The sequence below is a fragment of the Massilia sp. YIM B02443 genome, assembly GCF_030411955.1.
In the GTDB taxonomy this organism is placed as follows: Bacteria; Pseudomonadota; Gammaproteobacteria; order Burkholderiales; family Burkholderiaceae_D; genus Telluria.
On the sequence record NZ_JASNRA010000015.1, the window covers coordinates 136,209 to 162,593 of the forward strand.

Genomic DNA, 26,385 nt, shown 5'->3' on the forward strand with positions numbered 1-26,385 from the left:
GTCGCACTGTGCAGGCGGGTCAGGCGTCGAACAGTTGCGTGTACATGCGGGTGGCCATCAGGCCCACCGCGGTATGGTGAATCTCGGGCGACAGCAGGCGTCCCAGGATGGCCATGGCCTCGCCCTTGCCGCTGGCGCCGGCAACCTGCTGCTCCAGCAGGCGCAGTTCGTTGCCCGAGTCGCCGTCGTTCAGGTTCGGGTGGCGGCGGATCAGGCCGCGCACCGGGAAGGCCTTGCTGCGCTCGGCGTTCTGGCTCAGCGTGTCCAGGGTGCGCTGGCGCGCGCGCGCCGTCAGCACGCGCTGGCTGGCGGCCGGCTGGCCGTCGGCGGTGCTGGTGATCCAGTCGCGCAGCACCTGCAGCTCATAGGCGTTGAACACGCCGAACATCTCGGCGCGCTCGCCTTCGACCAGGCGCCAGAAGCGGCTGTTCTCGACCGCTTCGCCGCGCTTGATCCAGCCGGCTTGTTCCAGCGCGGCCAGGAAGTCGGGGATCTGTGCAGGCGCGGCCAGCCAGTCGTTGACCGAGCGGCCGGCGACGCGGCAGTAATCCGAGTGCATGTTCTTGCCGGCGACGCTCTTGGCGGCCATGATGCTCACCAGTTCGGCCTGCAGGTCGAATTCGCCGATCACCGAGGTGGTGCTGGCGCCCAGGTCGTTCAGGCGATAGCCATCGACCACGCGCTGCCAGAAGGCGTCGCGGTCGCCCACGCGCGGCATCAGGTCGCTCACGGCCTGCACCGCCTTGCGCGCATGGCCGCTCGAGGCATTGTCGACCGTCACGTGCAGCGTGAAGTAATACGGGTCGATGCCCAGTTCGTTCAGCTCGTACGAGGTGATCAGCAGGTGCAGCGGCAGCTGTTCGTAGCCCAGGTTGTAGCCGATGACTTCGGGCAGGAAGTGCTCGGCGTGGTGGCCCAGCGCCAGCTGCAGCGCGCCTTGCAGGAAATGGTCGTCGCCAAGATGCTCGAAGTCTTCGCAGCCGTGGGTGGCCAGCAGCTTGCGGTACAGGGTGACGTGGTTCTTGTCCGGCAGGCCTTCGCCCAGCTCTTCCAGGTAGGTCTTGATCAGCGGGTGGAAGGCGACGTTGTCCCACTGGCGCACCAGGCCATACAGCCAGGCGCCGTCGACCAGCTTGGTCGGGCCGACGCCCTTCAGGAAATACAGCGCGTGCGCGCGGCACGAGAAATAGCGGCGCGGCGCGCCGTTCTTGCGCGCGGCCAGGTACTCGCGGTACTGCTGGCCGACGATCTCGGCGCGCTGCTCGATCCAGGCCTGCAGTGCGCTGATGTTCGACGGCAGGTCGCTCGGCAGCTCGCGCGCGATGGCGATATGGTCGGCGACGAAGGCTTTTGCTTCTTCCGGACTCGCTGACGGATCGGCGTACAGCGAGTAATACACGTTTTTCGCGCCCTGGCCCGGTCGGGTCGGGGCGGTTTGCACGGCGGGTGCATCGGCGAACAGCATTGGAGTCATGTCTCGGATCGTAAGTTAGTCTTGTAGACGATTAACGACATTATCCGGGCTGGGCATTGGTGCGAAAATCGGTAGGCGCGCTGCCCGTATGTAAGAAAGGGATTACATAAGAGCATCACGCAGCGCAGCAAATCGTTAGCTGCGCTGCAACAGTGTTCCTGTGCTGAGGCCTAGGCGCCAGCACCCTGCTGTCCCATGCCGCGCTGCACATCGGCGCCTTCCGCGTCGCCCTTGGCAATCGCCTCCTTGTACTGCTCGGCTTGCTTAGCGACGATGTGTGGCGGGAATGGCGGAATGTTGGGGTCGGACAGCACTTCCAGCACGAACGGCTTGCCCGCGCTCAGAGCGCGCTCCCAGGCCGCGCCCAGCTGTTCCGGATCCTCGACCCGCTCGCCCGCCAGGCCCAGCATGTGGGCGAAGGCCGCATACGAGAAGTCCGGCAACTGCTGTGACGGCGCGTATTTCGGCTCGCCCTGCATGCCGCGCTGTTCCCAGGTGACGAAATTCAGGTCGCGGTTGTTCAACACCAGCACCACCAGGGTCGGATCGCTCCAGCGCTGCCAGTGACGCGCGATGGTGAGCAGGCCATTCATGCCGTTCATCTGCATCGCGCCGTCGCCGGCCAGCGCGATCACCGGCCGCCCCGGATGCGCCATCTTGGCCGCCAGCGCATACGGCACCGCCGAACCCATCGTCGCCAGGCCGCCCGAGAGCGAGGCCAGCATGCCGCGCTTGATGCGCAGGTGCAGCGCGTACCAGGCCGCCACCGAACCCGAGTCGCCGGTCAGGATCACGTTCTGCGGCATGCGCGGCGACAGCTCGCTGAAGGCGCGCTGCGGATTGATTGGCTTGCCCGCTTCATTGGCGCGTTCTTCGAGCGTGCGCCAGCTTTGCTCGACGTTGCGCTCGATGCGTTCGCGCCAGCTGCGCTGGTCCTTCTTTTTCAGCAGCGGGATCAAGGCGCGCAGCGTGGCGGCGGCGTCGCCGGCCAGGTTGACGTCCATCGGGTAGCGCAGCCCGAGCATCGCGCCGTCGATGTCGATCTGCACCGCGCGCGCCTGGCCCTCCTGCGGCAGGAATTCAGCGTACGGGAAGCTCGAGCCGACCATCAGCAGCGTGTCGCATTCCTTCATCACGCGCTCGCTGGCCTCGGTGCCGATCATGCCGATGGTGCCGGTGCAGAACGGAATATCGTCCGGCACCACGGCCTTGCCCAGCAGCGCCTTGGCGATGCCGGCGTCGAGCAGCTCGGCCACCTCGATCAGTTCGTCCGTGGCGCCGTGGGCGCCGGCGCCGGCCAGGATCGCGACCTTGCTGCCGGCGTTGAGCACGTCGGCGGCCGCCTGCAGCGCTTCATCGGACGCCACCAGCGCACGCCGCGCAATGCCGACGCCCGAGAAAGTGCTGCCATGTTCGCGCGGCGGCGTCCGCACCGCGTCTTCTTCCTGAATGTCGTTGGGCACGATCACGCAGGTGACGCAATTGCGCGCCTGGGCAATGCGAAATGCGCGGTCGATCAGGTGCCGCACCTGCTCGGGGCTGCTCGCCATCTGCACGAACTCGCCGGCCACGTCCTTGAACAGCGTGACCAGGTCGACTTCCTGCTGGTAGCTGGCGCCGAGCGAGGCCCGCTTTTGCTGGCCGACGATGGCGACCACCGGCTGGTGGTCCAGCTTGGCGTCATAGAGGCCGTTGAGCAGGTGGATCGCGCCGGGGCCGGACGTGGCCAGGCACACGCCCACCTCGTCGGTGAACTTGGCGTGGCCGCAGGCCATGAAGGCCGCCATCTCTTCGTGCCGGGTCTGGACGAACTCGATCGCGTCGTCCCCTTCCTGGCGTCCGAACGCGGCCAGGATGCCATTGATGCCGTCGCCCGGATAGCCGTACACGCGCCGCACGCCCCACTGCTTGATGCGCTCAAGCATGAAGTCTCCTACCGTTGCCATATCGAAGCTCCTTTCTCCCGATGGAAAGGCCCGCCGGCGGGGGCTGTTCGCGCCGCGGCGGGCTGAAGGAGACGACTCTACGTGGCGTGGCCGGCGCCGACCGTGCGCCAGCGACCATAGCGGCGGGATGGAACGCTTGCGGCGAGTCTCAAGGCAAGGCGCCCAGCGCCAGGTCGGCCACCAGCGCGCCATCCGACAGCCGTACCGGCGCCGCGCCCGCCATCAGCATGCGCGTCATGGCGCGGTCGCCGTCGCCCGGCTGGACGTCGACCGCGCGGGCGGCCTCGGCCACGATCAGGGTCTCGAAGCCTTCCTTCAGGCTGTCGAGCACGGTGTTCAGCACGCAGTAGTCGGTGGCCAGGCCGCAGACGGCGACGCGGCGGATGCCGCGCGCGCGCAGGTCGTCGCCCAGACCCGTGCCGTTGAAGGCGGAGTAGGCATCGACCTCGGCCGTGACGGCCTTGGACACGATCACCACGTCGGCCGGCAGGCGCAGGGCGTCGCTGAACGCCGCGCCTTCGCTGTCGGCGACGCAATGCGGCGGCCACGGTCCGCCCTGGTCGGCGAAGGAACAATGCAGTGCGGGATGCCAGTCGCGCGAGGCTAACACGGGCAGGCCGTGTGCGCCGTACAGGTCGATCAGGCGATTGATGGGGTCGATGACGGCGTCGCCGTGCGGCACACCGAGTTTGCCGCCGGGAAGGAAGTCGACCTGGAGGTCGACGATCAGGAGGGCATCGCCCTGTCCGAGCACGATGGCGCTCATGGGTGGTTCTCCGCGTGAGTGGCGGCCGGGAATGGCCGCCTTGCAGAGCACAGGTTAACACGAACCGGCGCTCCGGCGCAGCAGTCAGCACCGGATCGCCGATTCAAACCATCAGCCTGCCTTGTTCAGCAGCGAACGCTTGCGCGCATAGCCGAAGTACACGGCCACGCCGATCGCCAGCCAGACCCCGAAGGCGACCCAGGTATGCCAGCTCAGGAACGACATCAGGGCCAGGCAGAAGATGATCGCCAGGATCGGCACCAGCGGCACCGCCGGGCAGCGGAAGGCGCGCGGCAGGTCGGGACGCTTCTTGCGCAGCACGATCACGGCCACCGAGACCAGGGTGAAGGCGGCCAGGGTGCCGATGTTGACCAGTTCGGCCAGCACGTTCAGCGGCACCAGGGCGGCGATCAGGCCGAAGATGATGCCGACCAGCCAGGTGGCGAAGAACGGAGTGCCGTATTTCGGGTGCACCGTCGACAGCTTGCCAGGCAGCAGTCCGTCGCGCGACATGGCGAACAGGATGCGGGTCTGGCCGTAGGCCATCACCAGGATCACGGTGCTCATGCCCAGGATCGCGGCCAGGTCGACGAAGCCGGCGACCCAGTTTTCACCAGCCACTTGCAGCGCCAGCGAGACCGGGTGGTCGACGCCCTTGAAGTCCATGTACGGCACGATGCCGGTCATGATCGCGGCCACCACCACGTACAGGATGGCGCACACCACCAGCGAACCGATGATGCCGATCGGCAGGTCGCGCGCCGGATTCTTCACTTCTTCCGCGGCCGAGGTGACGGCGTCGAAGCCGATGAAGGCAAAGAACACCAGGGCGGCGGCGCTCATCACGCTGCCGGCGCCGAACGGCATGAACGGCTGCCAGTTGTCCGGCTTGACGTGGCCGACGCCGACCGCGATGAACAGCAGCACCACGGCAATCTTGATCACCACCATGACGTTGTTGGCGCGTGCCGATTCGCGCATGCCCAGCGACAGCATGCCGGTCAGTACCATCATGATCAGGAAGGCCGGCAGGTTGAACAGGGTCTCGACGCCTTCGCGCGCGCCCGGGGCGGCGCTCAGCGCGTCAGGCAGCGCCAGGCCGAAGCCGGACATCAGCGACTGGAAATAGCCCGACCAGCCGACCGCGACGGTGGAGGTGGCGAGGCCGTACTCGAGCAGCAGGTCCCAGCCGATCATCCAGGCCACCAGCTCGCCCAGGGTGGCGTAGCTGTAGGTATAGATCGAGCCGGCAACCGGCACGGTGGAAGCGAATTCGGCGTAGCACAGCGCGGCGAAGCAGCAGGCCAGCGCGGCGACCACGAAGGAAATGGTCAGTGCGGGACCGGCCGTGACGGCGCCGGTGCCGGTGAGCACGAAGATGCCTGTGCCGACGATCGCGCCGATGCCCATGAGCACCAGGTCGGTCGGGCCGAGGACCTTTTTGAGGCCACCCGGTTTGGCGCCGGCGGCGATCATGGCGTCCAGGTTTTTGGTTCTGAAAATACTCACTACGTCTTCTCCATGTCGAAAAATGGTTGGTCCCGCGTCTTGTCGTTCCTGGCGCCGCAGATCGTACGGCGCCGGGCGGGATCCTGCCTGTTGGGCCGGCGTCGCCTGACTTGAAACCGTCTTCGCTACCGCTGCAAAACGTCAACTTTTTGCAGGTGTGCCAATATAACCAGATTGTTGTGTCTTATCAAAGCAAACATGTCAAAGCACTGCAATTTGCGTGCCGGAAACTGCAAACCGGGTCATCCGGCGAGCGTTGCGTAAACACCTCCGCGTACGCCGTCGAAGTGTGACAAGCTTGATTTCCAGATTTCAACACTCGATAATGTCCGGCCACCCAAGATTTCAGCGTGGGCCGGCTTCGCCAGCACGCTGCCGCTCTTCGCTTACGCTTCCGCCGCCAGTCCCGATGACCGTCCCCCTATCCCAGCCCTCCCTGCCACACCGCCCTACCACGGCGGGCGCGGCGCGCCGGCTGGCGTGCGCGTTCGGGCTGGCGCTGGCGCTCGGCACGGCGGCGGCGCCGGCGTTGGCTGACGGCGCGGCCCGCCTGCACGAGATCGGCGTGCTGGCCGAACAGGACATCCAGCAAGCCCGCACCATGCTGGTGCAGGAAGGCCCGGGATTGATCGCCGGCGCACCGTACGCGCAACGCATCGCCTACCTGCGCCTGCTGCGCCGGGTCCAAATCGACAGCGGCCACCTGCGCGACGCCTATGCCAGCAATGAACAGATCGTCGAACTGGCCGAGGCCGAGGGCGATCCGCTCAACCTGGCGCTGGGGAACCTGGCCCGCATCAACCGCCAGCTCGACGACAACGACCCGGCCAGCGCCCTGGCTGCGCTGGAGACGCTCGGCGCGCGCTACCGCGAGCTGGGCGATCCGGAGTTCCGGGCCGGCTTCGATTCCCTGCACGGCATCGCCTACAGCGCGGTCGGCCAATACGACCGCGCGCTGCAGCACTTCCAGCACAGCCTGGAGATCGTGCACGCCAATCCCGGCCTGTGGAGTCCGCGCGAAGCGGACATCCGGCTGGCCATGGCGCGCATGTACGTCAACGCGCGCGACCCGGACCGGGCGCTCGCGATCGTGCGCGAGGTGCGCGCCGGCCAGGAACAGCTGCCGGCGCGCATGGCAGCCAGCCTGTGCTACCTGGAAGGGCGCGCGCTGGTGGTGCGCAACGACATCGGCGCAGGGCTGGCCGCCTTCGGGCGCGCCTTGACACTGGCGCGCGCCAATGGCCTGATCGCGCTCGAGGCCCACGTGCTGGGCAATATCGCCAACGCCAACCTGCGGCTGCAGCGCTACGGCCCGGCCGAAGCCGCGGCGCGCGAGGCGCTGGGCCCGGCGCGCGCCAGCGCCGAGGGCATCGGCCTGCAGCTGGCCGAAGCCAACCTGGGCTTCGCCCTGTTCGGCCAGGGCCGCCAGCAGGAGGGCCTGGCGCACGTCGACAGCGTCGCCGCCCAGCTGCGCCAGGCCGGGGCGCTGTCGGCGCTGGGGCGGCTGCTGGCCGAGAAAGGCCAGGCGCTCGAGCGCGCCGGCCGCTACCGCGAGGCGCTGGCCACGGTGCGCGAGCGCGAGACCATCATGAAAGAGCTGGCCCAGAGCGAGCGCGAAAAGGCGATCTCGGCGCTGCAGGAACAGTTCAAGGCGCGCGAGCGCGCGGCCCAGATCGCCACGCTGCGCCAGGAAAACGCGGTCAAGGACGTCGAGCTGCACAACCGCGGCCTGCGCCAGTTGACCACCACCCTGGGCGCGGTGCTGGCGCTGGTGCTGTTCGGCGTGGTGTTCGTGCTGTACAAGAAATCGGTGCGCACCGGCCACCGCCTGTCCGAGCTGAACGCCGAGCTGGCCTACCTGTCGGCGCGCGACCCGCTCACCGGCCTGTTCAACCGCCGCTCGTTCCAGGACCGCATGCGCAGCCGCACCGGCGAAGCGGCGGCGCGGCCAGAGGCCGCCGACTGCTTCACCCTGCTCGACATCGACCACTTCAAGCGCATCAACGACGAATACGGCCATGCGGCCGGCGACGCCGTGCTGGTCGAGGTCGGCCGCCGCCTGCGCGAGGCGACGCGCGAATCGGACATGGTGCTGCGCTGGGGCGGCGAGGAGTTCCTGGTGTATTCGCAGGGCGTGACGCCGGCCCAGCGGGTGCAGCTGGTGCGCCGCATTCTCGATGCGCTGGCGGCCACGCCGGTGCTGCTGGACGACGGCACGGCGCTGTCGATCAGCGCCACCGCCGGCGCGGTGTCGCTGCCGCTGCTGGACGACGAAGAAACCGCAGAGACAAATGGGCGGGTCGACTGGGAACAGGCGATCGCGCTGGCCGACCGCGCCCTGTACAAGGGCAAGGAGACCGGGCGCAACCGCGGCTACCTGGTGGCCGGCCTGCGCCGTCCGGGCGGCGCCTTGTCCGACGGGCTGCAGCTGGACCTGATCCTGCCCGGGGTGCCGGCCTTGCCGGCGCTGCCGGCGCCGGAAGCGCTCTCAGCCTGACGGCGGCGCGGCGCTGCGCAAGCGTGCGTGCGCCGGAATGCGGTAGGCTGGCGGCGCGATCCGCTCAACCGGCCCTGGAGAACCGCCCTTGCCCGACCTCGTTTCCGCACCATCCACCTGGCGCCATGGCGCCCTGCCCGACCTGCGGCGGCGCACGCTGCTGCACGGCGCCGCCGCGCTGGCCGGCCTGTCGCTGGCGCCCGCGCCCATCCCGACGGCGCGCGCCGCCGCCCTGCCCGCCGTGCCTTATGTCTCGACGCCGCGCGACGTGGTCGAACGCATGCTGGCGATGGCCAGGGTCGGCGCACGCGACCTAGTGTATGACCTGGGCTGCGGCGACGGCCGCATCGTGATCGAGGCCGCCCGCCGCCATGGCGCGCGCGGCATCGGCATCGACCTCGATCCCGAACGCATCCGCGAAGCGCGCGCCAACGCGCGCCAGGCCGGGGTGCAGGACCGGGTGCGCTTTCGCCAGGCCGACCTGTTCGCGACCGACTTCAGCGCGGCCTCGGTGGTGATGCTGTATCTGCTGTTCGAAGTAAACCTGAAGCTGATGCCGCGCCTGTGGCGGCAGCTGCGCGTGGGCAGCCGGGTGGTGTCGCACGACTTTCACATGGGCGCGCAATGGCCGCCGGAACAGATCGTGCGGATTCGGGACAAGACCTTGTATGCCTGGACCATCACGCCAGAACTCAAGCAGGAACTGGCCGGCTGATGCGGTGCGGCGGCGCACAAGCAAAAACGCCGCATCACTTGCGCGATGCGGCGTTCTGAGCGAATTCTTTGGTGGGAAGTGCAAGTTTCGAACTTGCGACCCCTGCAGTGTGAATGCAGTGCTCTACCCCTGAGCTAACCTCCCAACGAGGCCGTATTATGACACAGATGCTTGCGTTTGCCAAACAGCAAATTTGCTCAAACATCAAGACAATCTACCGTTACGGACCGGCAAACGTCTGCTCGCAAACGCCATGCGTTTGCTAAAACAATCGGGCCAGCATTGCTGCTGGCCCGCTGAATTCTGGTGGGAAGTGCAAGTTTCGAACTTGCGACCCCTGCAGTGTGAATGCAGTGCTCTACCCCTGAGCTAACCTCCCGAAGCGAGGCGTATTATGGCACAGAATCACCGCGCCGTCACCCCTGCGGAGAATAATTCCTCCACACGCACTGCCCTTTTACATTCTTGTCGAGCCCCGCCAGCACCTCGTCGTGGGCCGCCAGTTCGTCGGCCGCGGCCGCCAACACAATGATCTCGCCCAGCGGCACCGCTTCCAGCACGTCGCCGATGGTGGCCGCTTCGACCGCCACGTCCATGGTCAGCGAGTTCTGGCCGCGCGTCATCGCCAGGTAGACATCGGCCAGCAGTTCCGAGTCCAGCAGCGCGCCGTGCAGCTTGCGGTGCGCATTCGAGATCTCGTAGCGGTCGCACAGCGCATCCAGCGAGTTGCGTTTGCCGGGGTGCAGTTCCTTGGCGTGCACCAAAGTGTCGATCACGCCGCTGCAATGCTCGACGAACGGCTTCATGCCGATGCGCTGGAATTCGTGGTTCAAGAAACCAAGGTCGAACGGCGCATTGTGGATGATGACTTCGGCGCCGTCGATGAACTCGCGCAGTTCTTCGGCGATCTCGTGGAACTTCGGTTTGTCGCTGAGGAATTCGGTGGTCAGGCCGTGCACCGCCAGCGCCGCTTCGTCCGAGTCGCGCTCCGGATTGATGTAGCGGTGGAAGTTATTGCCGGTGAGCTTGCGGTTGAAGATTTCGACACAGCCGACCTCGATGACGCGGTCGCCGGTGCGTGGATTCAGGCCTGTGGTTTCGGTATCGAGGACGATCTGGCGCATGGTGCAATCTTGAAGAATTAAAGCGGGGAGTCAACGGCAGCGAGTATACCAGCCGGCCGCGCGGGCGGTCCGGCTGGGCCCGCGGTTCAGCGCCGCACCGAGGCGGCGCCACGGTTGGCCAGCACGTCGGCGCGCTCGTTACCGGGATGGCCATTGTGGCCGCGCACCCAGCGCCATTCGACCGCGTGCTGCTGCTGCGCCATGTCGAGCGCCTTCCACAGGTCGTCGTTCTTGACCGGCGCCTTGGTCGAGGTCTTCCAGCCGCGCGCCTTCCAGCCGTGGATCCATTCCGAGATCCCCTTCTGCACGTACTGGCTGTCGGTGTGCAGCACCACCTGGCACGGGCGGTTCAGCACGCCCAGCGCCTCGATCACGGCGCGCAATTCCATGCGGTTGTTGGTGGTGTTCGGCTCACCGCCGAAGATTTCCTTTTCGTGGCCGTTGGAGACCAGCAGCGCGCCCCAGCCGCCGGTGCCGGGGTTGCCCTTGCAGGCGCCATCCGTAAAGATCTCGACTTTGCTGCTTGTATTGGTAGTTTCTTGGTTCATTCTCTGTTCGCCGCCGGCACTGCCGCCGGCCGCTTGCTTGTTTTCTTGTTCCAGGCCGGGCCGATGATGTGCATGCCCTTGACCCGCTTGACCGCGTGCACCACGTACACCGCGCCGAGATAGGGCCACCAGCGCCGCCCCGCCGATTCCATCATCGAAAACCGGCTCAGCCAGTGCGCCGTGCGGCAAGGCGGAGCGTAGCAGCCGAAGTGGCTGCGCGTCACGCCCAGGTTCAGCAATTTTAGCCAGTCTTTCAGACGCGGCAAAGAAATGAATTCGCCCGACTCCGGCAGGTAGTCGCTGCTGGTGAAGCGTCCCACGCCCTGGCGCATGCCCCACAGGCTGGCCGGATTGAAGCCGCAGATGATCAACTGCCCTTCCGGAATCAGGACTCGCTCGACTTCGCGCAGCACCTGGTGCGGCTCCGCCGCGAACTCGAGCACATGCGGCAGCACTACCAGATCGAGGCTGGCGGTGGCGAACGGCAGTTCGGCGAAGTCGAGCGCCACCGCGATCTGGCGCTTGCCGCTGGCCAGGCCCAGTTCGCTGGCGCTGCTGCTCGTGCCTGTGCCTGTGCCCGTGTCCGCGCTGCCGGTGCGCGTCGCCGCCTGCCACTTGTTGGGCATGCGGCTGGCGGCCAGCGCATCGAGCTGCGGCACGCCGATCTGCACCGCATTGAAACCGAAGATATCCGCCGTCAATTCGTCCATACAGGCCTGCTCGAACGCCGCCACGTAGGCGCCGGCCGGCGATTGCAGCCAGTGGTCGAGCGCTATAATGGATTTTTCGGAAGCCGCGCTATCCATGCCATTCCTTTGAAACACTGCTTCACAAGATAACCACCATGACGACTTCACCGCGCAAGGAACTGAGCATCCTCACCGTTCCTGCCTTTAACGACAATTATTTGTGGCTGATCCATGACGGCGAGCACGCCGCCGTGGTCGACCCGGGCGACGCCGCGCCGATCCGCTCAGCGCTGGCCTCGCACAAGCTGCGCCTGACCTCCATTTTACTCACCCATCACCATGCTGACCATATCGGCGGCGTTCCCGCCCTGCTGCAGGAGTGGCAGGTGCCGGTGTTCGGGCCGCGTCATGACGGCATCGAGGTCGTGACCGAGGCGCTGGGCGAAGGCGACCGGGTGCGGCTGCCGGTACTGGATCTGGAGCTCGAGGTGTTCGACGTGCCGGGGCACACGCTGGGGCATATCGCCTATGTCGCGCGTACCGGCGGCGCTCCCTGGCTGTTCTGCGGCGATACCTTGTTCGGCGCCGGTTGCGGCCGGCTGTTCGAGGGCACGCCGCAACAGATGGCCGATTCGCTGGCCAAGCTGGCGGCGTTACCGGACGCTACGCTGGTGTATTGCGCGCACGAATACACGATGTCGAACCTGCGCTTTGCGCAGGCGGTCGAGCCGGGCAATGCGGCGTTGGCGGCGCGCGTAGAGTCCGATGGCGCGCTGCGGGCGGCGGGTCGGCCGACGATTCCGTCGTCGATCGGGGTCGAGAAAGCGACCAATCCGTTCTTGCGCGCGGATGAACCGCGCATCGTGCGCAGCCTGATCGAAGCCGGCCGGCTGAAGGAAGACGCGGCGCCGGTCGAGGCGTTTGCGGCATTACGGGAGTGGAAGAATACGTTTTGACCGGCGATGCGTCGGATGGCGAACGCGTGGACGGCAGAGCCGCCCACCCTGCTTGTTGGCGCGTAGGGTTGGCGGCTACGCCGCCGACGCGGTGGTGGTTGGCGGCAGATTCATCCGGCACGATGCCGGAGCCGATGACAATCACCGCGTCGGCGGCAGATTCATCCGGCACGATGCCGGAGCCGATCACAATCACCGCGTCGGCGGCAGAGCCGCCAACCCTACGGGTGGTGAGGCCAAGCGCCTCAGATTTCTTCGTACAAAGGCAGCGTCAGGAATTCGGCGAACGTCTCCGAGGTCGACATCTGCTCGAAGATGACGGCCGCGCGCTCGTAGCTGGCATGCGTGCCATCGGCCGCCACCACCTTCACCTTGTCCAATTCTTCCGGGATCATGGCGCGCACCATGGCGGCATCGACCTTGCGCCCATCGTCCAGCACACCTTTCGGCGAGCGGATCCACTGCCACACCTGCGAGCGGCTGATTTCGGCGGTGGCGGCGTCTTCCATCAGGTTGTGGATCGGCACGCAGCCGTTGCCGGCCAGCCAGGCGCCGAGGTAATGGATGCCGACGTTGATGTTGTAGCGCAGGCCGGCCTCGCTAATCGGCGTCTCGGGCTTGAAGTCGAGCAGTTGCGCCGCGGTGACTTCGATGTCCGGGCGCTGCTTGTCGAACTGGTTGGGACGGTCGCCCAGCACGCGCGTGAATTCCGTCATCGCCAGATCGACCAGGCCCGGGTGGGCGACCCAGCCGCCGTCGTATCCATCGTCGGCGTCGCGCGCCTTGTCGCTGCGCACCCCGCCCATCGCGACCGCGTTCTTTTCCGGGTCATTCTTGATCGGGATCAGCGCCGACATGCCGCCGATCGCCGGCGCGCCGCGTTTGTGGCAGGTCTTCAACAACAGCAGCGCATAGGCGCGCATGAACGGCGCCGTCATCGTCACCTTGGCGCGGTCGGCCAGGCAGAAGTCGCGGTCGTGCTTGAACTTCTTGATGCACGAGAAGATGTAATCCCAGCGGCCCGCATTCAGGCCGGCGCTGTGCTCGCGCAGTTCGTACAGGATCTCGTCCATCTCGAAGGCAGCCAGGATGGTTTCGATCAGGACGGTCGCCTTGATGGTGCCGCGCGCCAGGCCCAGCTCTTCCTGGGTCATGACGAAGATGTCGTTCCACAGGCGCGCTTCGAGGTGCGACTCCAGCTTCGGCAGGTAGAAGTATGGACCGGCGCCGCGCGCCAGCAGTTCCCTGGCGTTGTGGAACATGAATAGCGCGAAGTCGAAGATGCCGCCCGAGACGCGCTTGCCGTCGACCAGCACGTGCTTCTCGTCCAGGTGCCAGCCGCGCGGGCGCACCAGCAGCGTCGCCACCTTGTCGTTCAGCCGGTAGTGCTTGCCGTTCTGTTCGAGCGCAATGGTTCCGCGCACCGCATCGACCAGATTGATCTGGCCGCTGATCTGGTTGTCCCAGTTCGGCGTGTTGGAATCCTCGAAGTCGGTCATGTAGCTGTCGGCGCCGGAATTGAGGGCGTTGATGACCATCTTGCGCTCGACCGGACCGGTGATCTCGACCCGGCGGCAGGCCAGCGCCGCCGGCAGCGGGTCGATGCGCCAGTCGCCGTCGCGGATGTGCGCGGTGTCGGGCAGGAAGTCGGGACGCTCGCCGGCGTCCAGGCGGCGCGCCCGTTCGGCGCGCAACGCCAGTAATTCCTGGCGGCGCGGCTCGAAGGCGCGCGACAGTTTCGCCACCAGCGCCAGCGCCTCGGGCGTGAGGATCTGCGCGTAAGCGGGGTCGATGGCGGCCTGGATGTCCATGCCGGCGGGGATCGGGTTGTTCATGGTTGACTCCTGGATGATGTGGCGGAACCGTTGCGGCCATGGCGCAGCATCCGCGCGGGCAGCGCGGGGCAGCGCGGAACGCGGACGTACCTTGGCGTTTGTCATTGCATCAAGTATATTCACCTGAATAGCGCTAAACGATACAAATTCTCACTTCATTCGTGCGTTTTTGTATGAAATGCGCGTACTAGATGAGCGCAGACACAGCGTGACGCGAGTGATCGACAAAGGACTGGGACAGCGGCAGGCATGGGCAAATTCACGCAGATGACGACCTTCGTCGAGGTGGTGGCGCGCGGCAGCCTGTCGGCGGCGGCGCGCGCCGAAGGCATCGCGCCCGCCATGATCGGGCGGCGGCTGGATGCGCTGGAGGCGCGCCTCGGCGTCAAGCTGCTGCAACGTACCACCCGCAAGCTGGTACTGACCGACGAAGGCGTCGCCTTCCTGGAAGACTGCCAGCGCATCCTGGGCGACCTGGACGACGCCGAAGCGGCGGTATCCGAGCGCAGCGCGCGCGCCACCGGCCACCTGATGGTGTCGGCGCCGGCCGGGTTCGGCCGGCAGCACGTGGCGCCGCTGCTGCCCTCGTTCCTGGCCGAGCACCGCGACGTCACCGTCAACCTGAATCTGAACGACCGCGTGGTCGACGTGTTGGGCGAAGGCGTCGACGTGGCAATCCGCATCGCCAGCCTGAGCGATTCAAACCTGGTGGCGGTGAAGCTGGCCGACAATCGGCGCGTGGTGGTGGCGTCGCCCCTGTACCTGAAACGCCACGGACGCCCGCAGCAGCCGGCCGACCTGGCGCGCCACAACTGCCTGGCGATCAGCAGCGAAGGCAGCCAGCGCGGCTGGACCTTCCTCGACGACGGCGCGCCGGTCACGATCAAGGTCGGCGGGAATATGGTCTGCAACGACGGCGCGGTGCTGCATGCCTGGGCGCTGGCCGGCAAGGGCCTGGCCTGGCGCTCGATGTGGGAAGTCGGGGAACAGATCGCCAGCGGCGCGCTGACGACCGTATTGGACGAATTCGCGGCGCCCGGCAACGACATCCATGCGGTGTTCGCGCAGCGCCGCCACCTGCCGCTGCGGATCCGCGCCTTCGTCGATTTCCTGCGTCGCAGTTATGCGCAGCCGGAGTATTGGCGCCAGAATGGATGAGCTGCGCCGATAGCGAACAAGCCAGCCATTGAGCGTGCCGTAAAACCGCTGCGATAGTACCGGCTAACCCGGAAACATAGCGGCCATGCGGGTGGACGAAAGCGACAGGCAAAAAAAATCCCCGGCAATTCCGGGGATTTTTATTCGGTAACGCCGCGAAGGCGTTACGGAGCCGCGATTACAGAGGCTGGATGTTCGAAGCTTGCTTGCCCTTCGGACCGGTGGTCACGTCGAACGAAACACGCTGGTTTTCCTGCAGCGACTTGAAGCCGGTGCTCTGGATAGCCGAGAAGTGAGCGAACAGATCTTCGCCGCCTTCGTCAGGGGTGATGAAGCCAAAACCCTTCGAATCATTGAACCATTTAACGATGCCAGTTGCCATTACAATTTCCTATTTCGGTTAGTTGGGCTTGCGCCCGTTTCAGATCGTTTGAAGAAGCAAGAAAGAAATGACAGACAGACTGCACTACTACCTCGAACCCAACGATCCCACATTATACCGAATAAAAACCGCGCACGACCTCTAAGTTAAATAAAAAAGCCGCACCATCGTCACGATTCCTGAAACCAATAAACCGGAGCGATGCGATTTCGTTTTCGGTGGTAGTGAAAATATAGGCCATTGACAGCGCCGAAGTTTGCGCTGAATCAAATTAGGCTCTACAGCACGTTTGCGCAAACCACTTGCGCAACAGCTGAGTTTCACCTCAACGATTTGGGATCGCGTTGCGCTGCGGCGATGTACTCGTCCAGCTCGCCGCGCCAGATCAGCCAATCGGCCGCGGCCACCCGGTCGAAGGTGGTCAATACCCGCAGCCGCTGCTCGAGCAGGCGCGCATGGTGGCCCAGCTCGCGAAAGCCGAAGGTGGCGGCCGAACCGGCCAGGGTGTGCAGCATCGCCCCCAGCTCGGCCGCCGCGGCCGCCGTGCCGGTCCCCGCCCCTGTGCCCTCGTCCGCTGCCCGATCGATCTGCCGCGACAGCGCCGCCAGCCGCTCGAGGGTGGCCGGCAGCCGTCCGGCGAACTTCTCGTTGAGTTCAGCCAGGCGGTCAAAGAATTGCTGGTCGGCCAGTTGCGGCATGATCGGAAGGCGCCGTGACGGCGCGAAGCTGGTTGATCGGATAAAGAAGCTTACTTGGTGCCGAAGATACGGTCGCCGGCGTCCCCCAGGCCCGGCACGATGTAGGCGTCCTGATCCAGGTGCGAGTCGAGCGAGGCCACGAACAGCTTGACGTTCGGATGCGCGTCCTGGAACACCTGCACTCCTTCCGGCGCCGCCACCAGCGCCAGGAACAGGATCTGTTCGTCCGGCACGCCGCGCTTCTTGAGCACGTCGATGGCGTGCACCGCCGAATTGCCGGTGGCAACCATGGGGTCGCACAGGATGAAGGTACGCTCCTGCGTATCAGGCAGGCGCACCATGTACTCGACCGGCTCGTGGGTGTCCGGATCGCGGAACACGCCGATGTGGCCGACGCGCGCCGACGGCACCAGCTCCAGCAGGCCGTCGCTCATGCCGATGCCGGCGCGCAGGATCGGCACCACGGCCAGCTTCTTGCCGGCGATCACCGGCGCGTCGACGGTCACCAGCGGCGTCCGGATCTGGCGCGTGGTCAGCGGCAGGTCGCGCGTGATCTCGTATCCCATCAACAGCGTGATCTCGCGCAGCAGCTCGCGGAAAGTGCGGGTCGACGTGTCATGCTCGCGCATGTGCGACAGCTTGTGCTGGATCAGCGGGTGGTTCAGGATATACAGGTTCGGAAAGCGCGGATCTTGTTTCATGGCGGGTCGGTAGAATTCTTCGGTGATGCTTGAGGCGAGCATTATCCCAGCCACGCGGCTGTTTGTCCTCAGTTTGACGAAGAAATAATTAGTTGCCGGGCAGCACTTACCACCCCTCTCACGCCGGCGTCATGACGGCAAGGCGCGCGCCAGGATCGCCGCGCAGTCGACCTGAGACGGCAAGCGCCCGAACGCGCCGCCGACCGGCTCGACGATGCGCGAGGCGACAAAGGCCGCCGCCACCGGCGCCGGCGCATGCTGCAGCAGCAAGGCGCCCTGCACCGCCAGCACCAGTTCCTCGGCCAGCCGCCGCGCGCCGGACTCATCGGCGGCGCGCGCCGCCAGCGACGCCAGCAATTGCTCGACATGCGCCGCGAAGCGCGCATCGCGCCGCGTCGCAGGCAGCAGCTCCTGTTCCAGCACGGCGCGCGCCTCCTGCGGCGACTTGCCGATCGCGCGCAGCACGTCCAGGCACATCACGTTGCCCGAGCCTTCCCAGATCGAATTCACCGGCAACTCGCGGTACAGGCGCGCCAGCGGACCGTCCTCGACATAGCCGTTGCCGCCCATGACTTCCATCGCCTCGGCCCCGAACGCCGGCCCGCGCTTGCACACCCAGTATTTGGCGGCCGGGGTCAGGATGCGCCCCAGCAGCGCCTGCGCCGGATCGGCGGCCTGGTCGACGCAGCGCGCCAGCCGCAGCGCCAGCGCGGTGGCGGCTTCGGACTCCAGCGCCAGGTCGGCCAGCACGCTCTGCATCAGCGGCTGTTCGCTCAGCGGCCGCCCGAAGGCGTGCCGCCCACGCGCATGGTGCAGCGCATGGCACAGCGCCGCGCGCAGGATGCCGGCGCTGCCCAGCACGCAGTCGAGCCGGGTCAGGCTGCCCATCTCGAGGATGGTCGGGACGCCGCGCCCGGGCGCCCCCACCATCGAGCCGATGGCGCCGCAGAACTCGACTTCGGACGAAGCGTTCGAACGGTTGCCCAGCTTGTCCTTCAGGCGTTGAACGCGGATTGCGTTGTGCTCGCCGTTGGGCAGGAAGCGCGGCACCAGGAAGCAGCTCAACACGCCCGGTGCGGCGTCGTCGAGCCGCGCCAGGATCAGATGGGCGTCGGCCTGCGGCGCCGAGAAGAACCACTTGTGGCCGACGATGCGCCAGGCTTCAAGGCCGTCCATGGCGCAGCCGGGCGGCACGGCGCCCGGCGCCAACGGCGTGGCGACGGTGGTATTGGCGCGCACGTCGGAGCCGCCCTGCTTTTCGGTCATGCCCATGCCGATCAACGCGCCGCGCTTGTTCGCCAGCGGCAGCGGGCGCGGATCGTATTCGCGCGCCAGGATGGTCGGCAGCCACGCCGCGGCCAGGGCCGGCGCGCGGCGCAACGCCGCGACCGAGGCATAGGTCATCGTCACCGGACACTGGGCGCCGTTTTCCAGCTGACCGAACAGGAGATACCCGGCGGCGCGCGCGACGTGGGCGCCGGGGCGCGGATCGCTCCACGGCGCGGCGTGGGCGCCGGATTCGACCAGCAGCGTCATCAAGGCATGCCAGGCCGGATGGAACTCGATCTCGTCGACCCGGCGGCCGGCGCGGTCGAACGGCACCAGACGCGGGCCGTGGACATTGGCCAGGCGCGCCAGTTCCTGAGCCTCGCGGCTACCGCAGCGCCGGCCCAGCCCGGCCAGGGCGCCGGCGGCGAAGGCGCCGCCCTCGCGCACCAGGCCCTCCTGCAGCGCCAGGTCGCAGGCGAACAGGTCGACATCCTCGAACGGCGGCGCCTGGTTGAATACCTCATGCGTATCGAATGGATTCATGACAGCGGCTCCTCGCGCCCATCGTCGGGCACCGCCTCCATGTCCATATGTTGCATATAAGCATCAGACATGGCTGTCTTTATATGCCTTGGATATGCCTGAGAGCAAGGATCGGCGACAATGGTATGACACACACTTAACTTTCAGGCAATCAGGTTAGCGCGAACACAGGTGTGAGGCAAGCAGGACAAGGTAGGGCTGTGGCGTCGCAAAGGTGCGTGAAATGATGCCCCGGAATTGTTCTGTTTAATGCTTTCCGGAATGTTTCGATGATAAAGTCGCCGTTGGTTTGGTAAACTTGCACGGGACGACATGTAACAAGGCATGCCGTGCACATGCCAGCGATCAGAAAGCACCCGACCCAACATGCACATCAGTACTTCCGCCGGAACCCAGTCACAGCCGCAGCCGAACGGGGAGCTGCTGGCCGGACTGCTGGAAACGGCCGGCGACGCGGTCTTCCGCGTGACCCTGGGCGGCACCATCCGCGCGGCGGGCACGCGCGTCCAGCGCATGTGCGGTTTCGAACCCGGCTGCTCATTGGTATCGCTGGTGCACGAGGTCGACCAGGCCGCCCTCCTGAATGCCCTGAACGCCGCCGCCGGCGCCGAGCCGGCATTGGTCGAGACGCGCCTGCATGCCGGCGAGCGCGACATCTGGTTCGAGCTGCGCATCACGCGCCTGGAAACCGGCGACGATGCGCCGCTGCTGGTGATCGGGCGCGACATGTCGGCCCAGCACGCGACCGAGGAACGGCTGCGCCACATGGCGACCCACGACGCCCTCACCGAGCTGCCCAACCGGGTGCTGCTGGCCGACCGCATCCGCATGGTGATCGCCAACGCGCGCCGTTCCGGCCATGGTTTTGCGGTGGCGGCGATCGGCCTGGACGGCTTCAAGAAGGTCAACGACGGCCTCGGCCACCCGCTGGGCGACGCCGTGCTGCAGATGGCCGCCGGACGCCTGCGCCGCACGCTGCGCGACAGCGACACGCTGGCGCGGGTGGGCGGCGACGAATTCGTGGCGGTGTTGCCGGGCACCTTCAGCGAAGCCCAGATCAAGCTGGTCACCGGACGCCTGATGGCCACCCTGCAGTCGCCGTTCGAGGTCGGCGGCCATACGATCTACCTGGGCGCCTCGATCGGGGTCGCGATCTACCCGGACCACGCCGAGGACGACGTGCGGCTGGTGACGCTGGCCGACGCCGCCCTGTCGCGCGCCAAGGAAACCGGCAAGGCGCGCGCGGTGGTCTACAGCCCGCAGGACCAGGGCCCGCCGGAACACGACATCTCGCTCGAGGCGGCGATGTTCGCGGCGGTGCGCGAAGGCGAATTCTTGCTGTACTACCAGCCGATCGTCAACGCGCGCACCCGCATCATCGAGGGCTTCGAGACCCTGATGCGCTGGAAGCACCCGACCCTGGGCATGGTGCCGCCAGCGCGCTTCATCCCGATCGCCGAGAACAACGGCCTGATCAACCTGCTCGGGGCCTGGGCCCTGAAGGCGGCCTGCATGCAGGTCAAGCAGTTCGAGGAAGTGGCCGGGCGCGAGCTGTACATCTCGGTCAACATCAGCCCGCGCCAGTTCCGCAGCGACCGCTTCCTGACGGTGCTGGACGACGCGCTGGCGCTGTCCGGCGCCCAGGGCCACCAGCTGGTGCTGGAGATTACCGAAGGCACGCTGATGGTCGACCCGGTGCATGCCGAGACCATCCTGGCCAAAATGGCCGAACGCAAGGCGCGCATCGCGATCGACGACTTCGGCACCGGCTACTCGTCGCTGGCCTACCTGAAACGCTTCCCGATCTCGGTGCTGAAGGTCGACCGCGCTTTCGTGAAAGACCTGCCGCAATCGCAGAAGGACGCGGCCATCTGCAACGCCGTGTTCGACNAAACGCTTCCCGATCTCGGTGCTGAAGGTCGACCGCGCTTTCGTGAAAGACCTGCCGCAATCGCAGAAGGACGCGGCCATCTGCAACGCCGTGTTCGACCTGGCCGGCCACCTGAACCTGTCTGTGGTGGCCGAAGGCGTCGAGCTTGAAGAGCAGCTGACCTGGCTCGACGAGCACGGCTGCCACTACGTGCAAGGCTACCTGACCGGCAAACCGATGCCGGCCAACGTGGCGCTGGCCGCGCTCAAGGAAAACCTGTATACCGCACTGCTGCCCGCAGTACCGCCCGCATCGCCGCCGCCTGAACCCCGGACAGTCAAACCATGACGCCAATCATGACACCCGCGCAATCCGCCAAGGCGCAAGCCACCCTCGCCCTGCTGTGGGAGCGCATCCGCCGCCAGGGCGACATGCCGGGCTTTACCAAGGCGATCAACGCCATCCTGGCCTCGATGCGCGGCGAGGACGAGCGCGATTTCTCGATGAGCGACACGGTGCTGACCGACCCGGTGCTCACGCAAAAGGTGCTGCGCCTGGCCAACAGCGCCATGTACGCCGCCTTCGGCCAGCGCGTGAACACCATCTCGAAGGCGGTGATGGTGCTGGGCACCGAGACCATCGGCCACCTGGCGCTGGGCCTGAAGCTGATCGAGGAACTCAGCCGCAGCACGCCCGACACCGAAGCGGCCCACATCGAGATGGAAAAGGCGGTGCTGGCCGGGATGGTGGCGCAGCAGCTGGCGGTCGACGCCCGGGCCCGCGATCCGGAAGAAGCGGTGGTGTGCTCGATCCTGCATTCGCTCGGCCGCATGATGCTGACCTTCTACATGCCCGAGCGCTGGAGCAGGATGCGCGAGGTCGCCGGCGAAGGCCGCGAGCACGCCGCCGCCGAAGAAGTGCTGGGCCTGAGCCTGGAAGAAGTCGGGCGCGCCACCGCTTCGCACTGGGGCCTGCCGCGCAACCTGGTGGCCGGCATGCGCCGGGTCGAACCGTCCGAGCGCGGCGAAGGCTTCGGCCACGAAGACTGGCTGGCGGCCCTGGGCACGATGTCGACCCAGGCCGCCGACGCGCTATGGGCCGACGACGAAGCCGGCGCCGCCCAGGTAGCGCTGCTGGCCGAACAGTTCGCGCCGATGCTGGGCCTCGCGCCCGACGGCATCCTGGGCGCGATCGACAAGGCCAAGGTGGAAGCGGCGGCCGACCTCACCATCGCGCCGCTGGCCAAGCCGCAGGAGCGCAACGCGCGCCTGCTGGCCGCCGACCGCAAGCGCGTGGCCGGCAACAAGATCCTGATGGCGGGCGTGGCCGAGATGCGCGAAGCCAGCGCCGCCGCCACTGCCGGCCAGATGATCGCGATGGCGCTCGAGACCATGCATCAGGGCCTGTCGTTCACGCGCTCGTTCGCCTTTTTACGCAACCGGCGCGAAGGCCGCTACTCGGCGCGCCTGGGCCTGGGCGAAGAAGTCAAGCCGATGCTGGCGCAGCTGGTGTTCGACGACACCTACGAGCCGAACGTGTTCCACGCGGCGCTGGCGAGCGACCGCGTGATCTTCATCGAGAATGCGCGCGACGCCAAGTTCGCGACCAAGCTGCCGGGCTGGTGGAAAGGCACGCTGTCGGCGGCGCGCTGCTTCGTGGTGATTCCGCTGTGCGCGCACGGGCAGCCGGCGGGGTTCATCTATGGCGACTGGGACGATACGTATCCGCAGGTGATCCTGAGCCAGACCGAGTTCGCGCTGCTGAACGATCTGCGCGCGCTGGTGGTGCGGACGGTGGAGAAGCGGCACCAGCTGGAGGCGATCGCGACGCGGGTTTGAATGCGCTGCGAACCAGGTTCGCGTCTCTGCGCTGCATCCTTTCTGAGCCAGCCTAAAGACCGTCATTCCCGCGAAGGCGGGAATGACGGTCTTTAGAGTAGCGAAATATCAGGCAAAGCGGGCGGAGCGACGATCGTCCCGGCCTGCTTCACACGAACAATCACTTCAACTTCGGCGTCCCCACCCGCACGTCCCCGCACTGCGCCCGATTCATCAGCGCATGATCGATCAACACCAGCGCCAGCATCGCTTCAGCGATCGGCGTCGCCCGGATCCCCACGCACGGGTCGTGCCGGCCAAAGGTCTCGACGTCGACCGGATTGCCTTCCTTGTCGATCGAACGGCGCGGCACGCGGATCGATGACGTCGGCTTGATCGCCAGCGACACCGTGATGTCCTGCCCGGTCGAGATCCCACCCAGCACTCCGCCGGCCTGGTTGCCGACGAAGCCCTCCGGCGTCAGCTCGTCGCCATGCTGCGAGCCCTTTTGCCCCACCGAGGCGAAACCGGCGCCGATCTCGACGCCCTTGACCGCGTTAATTCCCATCATCGCGTAGGCGATATCGGCGTCGAGCTTGTCGTAGATCGGCTGGCCCAGGCCCACCGGCACGCCGCGCGCCACCACGTCGATGCGCGCGCCGATCGAGTCGCCTTCGCGGCGCAGGGCGTCCATCGCCGCTTCCATGCGGTTCAATAATGCGGCATCGCCCGTCGCGGCAAAGAACGGGTTGGCGTGCACGTGTTCCCACGATTCGAACGGCACCTCGATGTCGCCCAGCGTGCGCATGCAGCCGAGGAACTCGGTACCGTACTGCTCGCGCAGCCATTTCCTGGCCACGGCGCCGGCGCCGACCACCGGCGCGGTCAGGCGCGCCGACGAACGGCCGCCGCCGCGCGGATCGCGCACGCCGTATTTATGCCAGTAGGTATAATCCGCGTGCCCCGGACGGAAGCTCTCGGCGATGTTGCCGTAGTCCTTGCTGCGCTGGTCTTCATTGCGGATCAGGAGCGCAATCGGCGTGCCGGTGGTGACGCCCTGGTACACGCCTGACAGGATCTCGACCCGGTCGGCCTCCTGGCGCTGGGTCACGTGGCGCGAGGTGCCGGGCTTCCTGCGGTCGAGTTCGGGCTGGATGTCGGCTTCGCTCAACGCCATGCCGGGTGGGCAGCCGTCGATGACGCAGCCGATCGCCGGGCCATGCGACTCGCCGAAAGTGGTGACGGAAAACAGCTTGCCAAATGTATTGCCGGACATGGATGCGCTCTGGTTCGGGTTGGTCGAATGTCCATTTTACCAGTCCGGCCGGAGGAGCAGAAATGGCGATCGGCGCCACTTTGGCCCGGCAACTGTCGCAAAAATGTTTCCCGCTGGATATATATTTTTGTATATGTCCCGTAATTGACCTTTCTTTTTCACAATCGCGGATATACTGAACCTATCAATGCCGAGTCACCTGGAGACGTAGCACAATGCCAGCATCGATTACGCCCTCAGGCCCACTGAAGGAAGACAACGCCCCGCTCGACGAACTCATCTTCGCCGACGAGCCGGCCGGCGACGCCGTGCCCGCGTCGGCCGCGGCGCATTGCTGGCGCATCCTGGTGGTGGACGACGATGCCGACGTCCATTCGACCACCACCTTCGCCCTCGCCAACGTGGAGATGCAGGGCCGTCCGCTGGTCTTCCTGCACGCCTATTCCGCGGCCCAGGCCTACGAGATCCTGGCTCGGGAAAGCGACATCGCCGTGGTCCTGCTGGACGTGGTGATGGAACGCGCCGACGCCGGCCTGCAGCTGGTGCGCCGTATCCGCGACGAACTGAAACTGCACGACCTGCGCATCATCCTGCGCACCGGCCAGCCCGGCTACGCGCCCGAGATGGACGCCATCCGCGGCTACGACATCAACGATTACCGCACCAAGTCGGAACTGACCCGCACCAAGCTGTACACCACGGTGGCGGCCTCGATCCGCTCCTACGAGCAGATCCGCGCGCTGGACGTCAACCGGCTCGGCATGGAACACATCGTCGCCGCCTGCGCCGAGCTGATGGCGCTGCACGGCGCGCGCGACGTGGCGCTCGGGATCCTGACCCAGGCCGGCAAGCTGCTGGGCCAGCCGCCGGAGGGCGTGCTGTACTGCCGCGACGACGGCGGCGCCGCCGCGGCCGATTCCCTGCGCGCACTGGCCGCGGTCGGCGCCTGCCGCCACCTGGACGGACGCGAACTGGGCGTGCAGCGCGGCCAGCAGTTCGCCGTGGCCGCCGGGCGCGCGCTGCGCCAGCGCGACTGCGGGGTCGACGATGGCCTGCTGAGCATGGTCTTCGCCGGCAAGACCGGACGCGAATTCGTCGCCTGCATCCCGCTCGAGCGCGAGCTGGGCGAGGTCGAACAGCGCCTGCTGAAGGTGTTCTGCGGCATGGTCGCGGTATGCCTGGACAACGTCGAGCTGGTTACGCGCCTGAACAGGTCGGTCTTCCACGACCGCCTCACCGGCCTGCCCAACCGTAACTGCATGGTCGAGCTGATCGACAAGCGCCTGGCCACGTCCGGGCGCAGCGAATCGGTGCTGGCGCTGGCCGACCTCGATCACTTCGCCGAGACCAACGACGCCCTCGGCCACCATTTCGGCGACCTGCTGCTGGTGGCGGTGGCCGAGCGCATCAAGTCGCGCCTGGATCCGGCGCTGGAAGTGGGCCGCATCGGCAGCGACATCTTCGCCATGCTGGGCGACGCCTGCGCGCTCGAACCCGAGCGGATCCAGGCGCTGTTTCGCGAACCGTTCCGCATCGATGGCCAGGACGTGCAGGTCTCCAGCACGCTCGGCCTGGTGCGTCTGCTGGAGCACGACGGCAACGGCGCCGATGCGCTGAAAGATGCCGACATTGCCCTGAAGCGCGCCAAGTCGCAGCAGCGCACCGGGCACTTCTATTTCTCGCGCAGCATGGGGGTCGAGATCCGCGAGCGGGTGCGCATGATGCACGCGCTGCGCAATGGTTTCCAGAACGGCCAGCTGTTCCTCGATTACCAGCCGCAGGTCGACCTGGCCACCAACCGCCCGTTCGGCGCCGAGGCGCTGCTGCGCTGGCGCCTGGACGACGGCCGCCTGGTGCCGCCGGACCGCTTCATCCCGATCGCGGAATATTCCGGCCTGATCGTCGAGATCGGCGAATGGGTGCTGCGCCAGGCCTGCGCCGAACTGATGCGCCTGCGCGCGGCCGGGCACCGCGACTTCACCATGTCGGTCAACGTCTCGCAGGTGCAGTTCCGCCATCCGCGCTTCCTCGACATGCTGCGCCGCGCACTGGACGACACCGGGGCGCCGCCCGAATACATCGAGCTCGAAATCACCGAGTCGATGGCGATGGAAGAACCGGCGGCGCTGGTCGAGAAGCTGGCGCAGGTCAAGCGCACCGGCGTGTCGATCGCGATCGACGATTTCGGCACCGGGTTCTCGTCGCTGTCGCATTTGCAGCGGCTGCAGGTGGACCGGTTGAAGATCGACCGCGCGTTCGTGACCGAGATCACCGGCTCGGCGCGCGGCGGCAGCATCGCCCAGATGGTGGTGCAGCTGGGGCGCAACCTGGGCTTGTCGGTGATCGCGGAAGGGGTCGAGGATGAGCGGCAGGCGCAGATTTTGCGCCAGCTGGGTTGTCCGCTGGCGCAGGGCTACCTGTATGCGCGGCCGCTGTCGCCGGAGGGCTTGCTGGAGTGGCTGGCGCGTAACCGGGCGTCGCGCGCGGCGTAGGGTTGGCGGCTTCGCCGCCGACGCGGTGATCGTTATCGGCTCCGATGTCGTGCCGGATGATCTGGCTGCCAACTATCACCGCGTCGGCGGCGGAGCCGCCAACCCTTGTATCTTGCTCAT

Annotated in this window: 21 protein-coding genes and 2 tRNA genes; 8 read left to right on the forward strand and 15 right to left on the reverse strand. The window is 66.7% G+C overall.

What is annotated here, in order from left to right; translation table 11 throughout:
• Nucleotides 1–19 precede the first annotated feature (19 nt).
• The 4 genes from QPK27_RS16460 to QPK27_RS16475 form a co-directional block, all read right to left on the reverse strand.
• The gene (locus QPK27_RS16460; protein ID WP_290419332.1) at nucleotides 20–1,474 is read right to left on the reverse strand and encodes an iron-containing redox enzyme family protein; all 1,455 of its coding nucleotides are present in this window, start codon (nucleotides 1,472–1,474) and stop codon (nucleotides 20–22) included.
• A gap of 170 nt (nucleotides 1,475–1,644) precedes the next feature.
• Nucleotides 1,645–3,420: a thiamine pyrophosphate-requiring protein gene (locus tag QPK27_RS16465; protein WP_290419333.1), complete on the reverse strand. Its 1,776-nt coding sequence runs from the start codon at nucleotides 3,418–3,420 to the stop codon at nucleotides 1,645–1,647.
• Between the two features lie 148 nt (nucleotides 3,421–3,568).
• Nucleotides 3,569–4,186 carry an isochorismatase family protein gene (locus QPK27_RS16470; protein WP_290419334.1) on the reverse strand — a complete coding sequence of 206 codons (618 nt, stop codon included), beginning with the start codon at nucleotides 4,184–4,186 and terminating at the stop codon, nucleotides 3,569–3,571.
• A gap of 111 nt (nucleotides 4,187–4,297) precedes the next feature.
• Nucleotides 4,298–5,695, reverse strand: a complete 1,398-nt coding sequence (locus QPK27_RS16475) for an amino acid permease (protein WP_290419335.1) — start codon at nucleotides 5,693–5,695, stop codon at nucleotides 4,298–4,300.
• Between the two features lie 409 nt (nucleotides 5,696–6,104).
• Between QPK27_RS16475 and QPK27_RS16480 the strand changes: the two genes are divergently transcribed.
• Nucleotides 6,105–8,192: a GGDEF domain-containing protein gene (locus tag QPK27_RS16480; protein ID WP_290419336.1), complete on the forward strand. Its 2,088-nt coding sequence runs from the start codon at nucleotides 6,105–6,107 to the stop codon at nucleotides 8,190–8,192.
• 88 nt (nucleotides 8,193–8,280) lie between these two features.
• Complete coding sequence (locus QPK27_RS16485; RefSeq protein ID WP_290419337.1) at nucleotides 8,281–8,907, forward strand: cyclopropane-fatty-acyl-phospholipid synthase family protein; 627 nt, start codon at nucleotides 8,281–8,283, stop codon at nucleotides 8,905–8,907.
• A gap of 69 nt (nucleotides 8,908–8,976) precedes the next feature.
• Here QPK27_RS16485 and QPK27_RS16490 read toward each other — a convergent pair.
• The 5 genes from QPK27_RS16490 to QPK27_RS16510 form a co-directional block, all read right to left on the reverse strand.
• Nucleotides 8,977–9,051, reverse strand: a tRNA-Val gene (locus QPK27_RS16490).
• A gap of 160 nt (nucleotides 9,052–9,211) precedes the next feature.
• Nucleotides 9,212–9,286: transfer RNA gene (locus tag QPK27_RS16495), tRNA-Val, on the reverse strand.
• A 37-nt stretch (nucleotides 9,287–9,323) separates the two neighbouring features.
• Nucleotides 9,324–10,031, reverse strand: coding sequence for a DNA polymerase III subunit epsilon (dnaQ, locus tag QPK27_RS16500; protein WP_290419338.1), 708 nt, complete (start codon nucleotides 10,029–10,031; stop codon nucleotides 9,324–9,326).
• An 86-nt stretch (nucleotides 10,032–10,117) separates the two neighbouring features.
• Nucleotides 10,118–10,579, reverse strand: a complete 462-nt coding sequence (rnhA, locus tag QPK27_RS16505) for a ribonuclease HI (protein ID WP_290419339.1) — start codon at nucleotides 10,577–10,579, stop codon at nucleotides 10,118–10,120.
• On the reverse strand, nucleotides 10,576–11,385 hold the full coding sequence (locus QPK27_RS16510) for a class I SAM-dependent methyltransferase (protein ID WP_290419340.1): 810 nt from the start codon (nucleotides 11,383–11,385) through the stop codon (nucleotides 10,576–10,578). The genes rnhA and QPK27_RS16510 overlap by 4 nt, the downstream gene beginning before the upstream one ends.
• A 38-nt stretch (nucleotides 11,386–11,423) precedes the next feature.
• On the opposite strand from QPK27_RS16510, the gene gloB reads away from it, so the two are divergent.
• Nucleotides 11,424–12,224 carry a hydroxyacylglutathione hydrolase gene (gloB, locus tag QPK27_RS16515; RefSeq protein WP_290419341.1) on the forward strand — a complete coding sequence of 267 codons (801 nt, stop codon included), beginning with the start codon at nucleotides 11,424–11,426 and terminating at the stop codon, nucleotides 12,222–12,224.
• Nucleotides 12,225–12,469: 245 nt separating this feature from the next.
• On the opposite strand, the gene aceB is transcribed toward gloB, so the two are convergent.
• Nucleotides 12,470–14,059 (reverse strand): malate synthase A, encoded by a 1,590-nt coding sequence (aceB, locus tag QPK27_RS16520; protein ID WP_290419342.1) that lies wholly within the window; start codon nucleotides 14,057–14,059, stop codon nucleotides 12,470–12,472.
• Nucleotides 14,060–14,308: 249 nt separating this feature from the next.
• On the opposite strand from aceB, the gene QPK27_RS16525 reads away from it, so the two are divergent.
• Nucleotides 14,309–15,217: a LysR family transcriptional regulator gene (locus QPK27_RS16525; protein ID WP_290419343.1), complete on the forward strand. Its 909-nt coding sequence runs from the start codon at nucleotides 14,309–14,311 to the stop codon at nucleotides 15,215–15,217.
• A gap of 178 nt (nucleotides 15,218–15,395) precedes the next feature.
• On the opposite strand, the gene QPK27_RS16530 is transcribed toward QPK27_RS16525, so the two are convergent.
• The 4 genes from QPK27_RS16530 to QPK27_RS16545 all read right to left on the reverse strand — a co-directional run bounded on the left by QPK27_RS16530 (nucleotide 15,396) and on the right by QPK27_RS16545 (nucleotide 18,810).
• Nucleotides 15,396–15,599, reverse strand: coding sequence for a cold-shock protein (locus tag QPK27_RS16530; RefSeq protein ID WP_005670341.1), 204 nt, complete (start codon nucleotides 15,597–15,599; stop codon nucleotides 15,396–15,398).
• A 320-nt stretch (nucleotides 15,600–15,919) separates the two neighbouring features.
• Nucleotides 15,920–16,297 (reverse strand): Hpt domain-containing protein, encoded by a 378-nt coding sequence (locus QPK27_RS16535; RefSeq protein WP_290419344.1) that lies wholly within the window; start codon nucleotides 16,295–16,297, stop codon nucleotides 15,920–15,922.
• 50 nt (nucleotides 16,298–16,347) lie between these two features.
• Nucleotides 16,348–16,998, reverse strand: coding sequence for a uracil phosphoribosyltransferase (upp, locus tag QPK27_RS16540; RefSeq protein ID WP_290419345.1), 651 nt, complete (start codon nucleotides 16,996–16,998; stop codon nucleotides 16,348–16,350).
• A gap of 129 nt (nucleotides 16,999–17,127) precedes the next feature.
• Nucleotides 17,128–18,810: an isovaleryl-CoA dehydrogenase gene (locus QPK27_RS16545; protein WP_290419346.1), complete on the reverse strand. Its 1,683-nt coding sequence runs from the start codon at nucleotides 18,808–18,810 to the stop codon at nucleotides 17,128–17,130.
• Nucleotides 18,811–19,176: 366 nt separating this feature from the next.
• Here QPK27_RS16545 and QPK27_RS16550 point away from each other — a divergent pair, with 366 nt between their 5' ends.
• Genes QPK27_RS16550 through QPK27_RS16555 form a run of 3 tightly spaced genes read left to right on the forward strand, consistent with a single transcriptional unit; the run spans nucleotide 19,177 to nucleotide 22,518 of the window.
• Nucleotides 19,177–20,850 carry a putative bifunctional diguanylate cyclase/phosphodiesterase gene (locus QPK27_RS16550; RefSeq protein WP_374047079.1) on the forward strand — a complete coding sequence of 558 codons (1,674 nt, stop codon included), beginning with the start codon at nucleotides 19,177–19,179 and terminating at the stop codon, nucleotides 20,848–20,850.
• Nucleotides 20,744–21,028, forward strand: coding sequence for an EAL domain-containing protein (locus QPK27_RS25505; RefSeq protein ID WP_374047080.1), 285 nt, complete (start codon nucleotides 20,744–20,746; stop codon nucleotides 21,026–21,028). Before QPK27_RS16550 ends, QPK27_RS25505 begins: the two co-directional genes overlap by 107 nt.
• Nucleotides 21,025–22,518, forward strand: coding sequence for an HDOD domain-containing protein (locus QPK27_RS16555; protein WP_290419347.1), 1,494 nt, complete (start codon nucleotides 21,025–21,027; stop codon nucleotides 22,516–22,518). The genes QPK27_RS25505 and QPK27_RS16555 overlap by 4 nt, the downstream gene beginning before the upstream one ends.
• Before the next feature lie 160 nt (nucleotides 22,519–22,678).
• Here QPK27_RS16555 and aroC read toward each other — a convergent pair whose 3' ends face one another.
• Nucleotides 22,679–23,773, reverse strand: a complete 1,095-nt coding sequence (gene aroC, locus QPK27_RS16560; RefSeq protein ID WP_290419348.1) for a chorismate synthase — start codon at nucleotides 23,771–23,773, stop codon at nucleotides 22,679–22,681.
• A gap of 215 nt (nucleotides 23,774–23,988) precedes the next feature.
• Here aroC and QPK27_RS16565 point away from each other — a divergent pair, with 215 nt between their 5' ends.
• Nucleotides 23,989–26,265, forward strand: a complete 2,277-nt coding sequence (locus QPK27_RS16565) for an EAL domain-containing protein (protein ID WP_290419349.1) — start codon at nucleotides 23,989–23,991, stop codon at nucleotides 26,263–26,265.
• The last annotated feature ends 120 nt before the right edge of the window (nucleotides 26,266–26,385 follow it).

Coding starts and splice junctions, on each gene's coding strand:
- QPK27_RS16460 (WP_290419332.1), bottom strand. CDS start 1,474: ATGACTCCAATGCTGTTCGCCGATGCACCCGCCGTGCAAACCGCCCCG.
- aceB (WP_290419342.1), bottom strand. CDS start 14,059: ATGAACAACCCGATCCCCGCCGGCATGGACATCCAGGCCGCCATCGAC.
- upp (WP_290419345.1), bottom strand. CDS start 16,998: ATGAAACAAGATCCGCGCTTTCCGAACCTGTATATCCTGAACCACCCG.
- gloB (WP_290419341.1), top strand. CDS start 11,424: ATGACGACTTCACCGCGCAAGGAACTGAGCATCCTCACCGTTCCTGCC.
- dnaQ (WP_290419338.1), bottom strand. CDS start 10,031: ATGCGCCAGATCGTCCTCGATACCGAAACCACAGGCCTGAATCCACGC.
- QPK27_RS16555 (WP_290419347.1), top strand. CDS start 21,025: ATGACGCCAATCATGACACCCGCGCAATCCGCCAAGGCGCAAGCCACC.
- QPK27_RS16510 (WP_290419340.1), bottom strand. CDS start 11,385: ATGGATAGCGCGGCTTCCGAAAAATCCATTATAGCGCTCGACCACTGG.
- QPK27_RS16565 (WP_290419349.1), top strand. CDS start 23,989: ATGCCAGCATCGATTACGCCCTCAGGCCCACTGAAGGAAGACAACGCC.
- QPK27_RS16530 (WP_005670341.1), bottom strand. CDS start 15,599: ATGGCAACTGGCATCGTTAAATGGTTCAATGATTCGAAGGGTTTTGGC.
- QPK27_RS16480 (WP_290419336.1), top strand. CDS start 6,105: ATGACCGTCCCCCTATCCCAGCCCTCCCTGCCACACCGCCCTACCACG.
- QPK27_RS16470 (WP_290419334.1), bottom strand. CDS start 4,186: ATGAGCGCCATCGTGCTCGGACAGGGCGATGCCCTCCTGATCGTCGAC.
- aroC (WP_290419348.1), bottom strand. CDS start 23,773: ATGTCCGGCAATACATTTGGCAAGCTGTTTTCCGTCACCACTTTCGGC.
- QPK27_RS16525 (WP_290419343.1), top strand. CDS start 14,309: ATGGGCAAATTCACGCAGATGACGACCTTCGTCGAGGTGGTGGCGCGC.
- QPK27_RS16535 (WP_290419344.1), bottom strand. CDS start 16,297: ATGCCGCAACTGGCCGACCAGCAATTCTTTGACCGCCTGGCTGAACTC.
- QPK27_RS16545 (WP_290419346.1), bottom strand. CDS start 18,810: ATGAATCCATTCGATACGCATGAGGTATTCAACCAGGCGCCGCCGTTC.
- rnhA (WP_290419339.1), bottom strand. CDS start 10,579: ATGAACCAAGAAACTACCAATACAAGCAGCAAAGTCGAGATCTTTACG.
- QPK27_RS16465 (WP_290419333.1), bottom strand. CDS start 3,420: ATGGCAACGGTAGGAGACTTCATGCTTGAGCGCATCAAGCAGTGGGGC.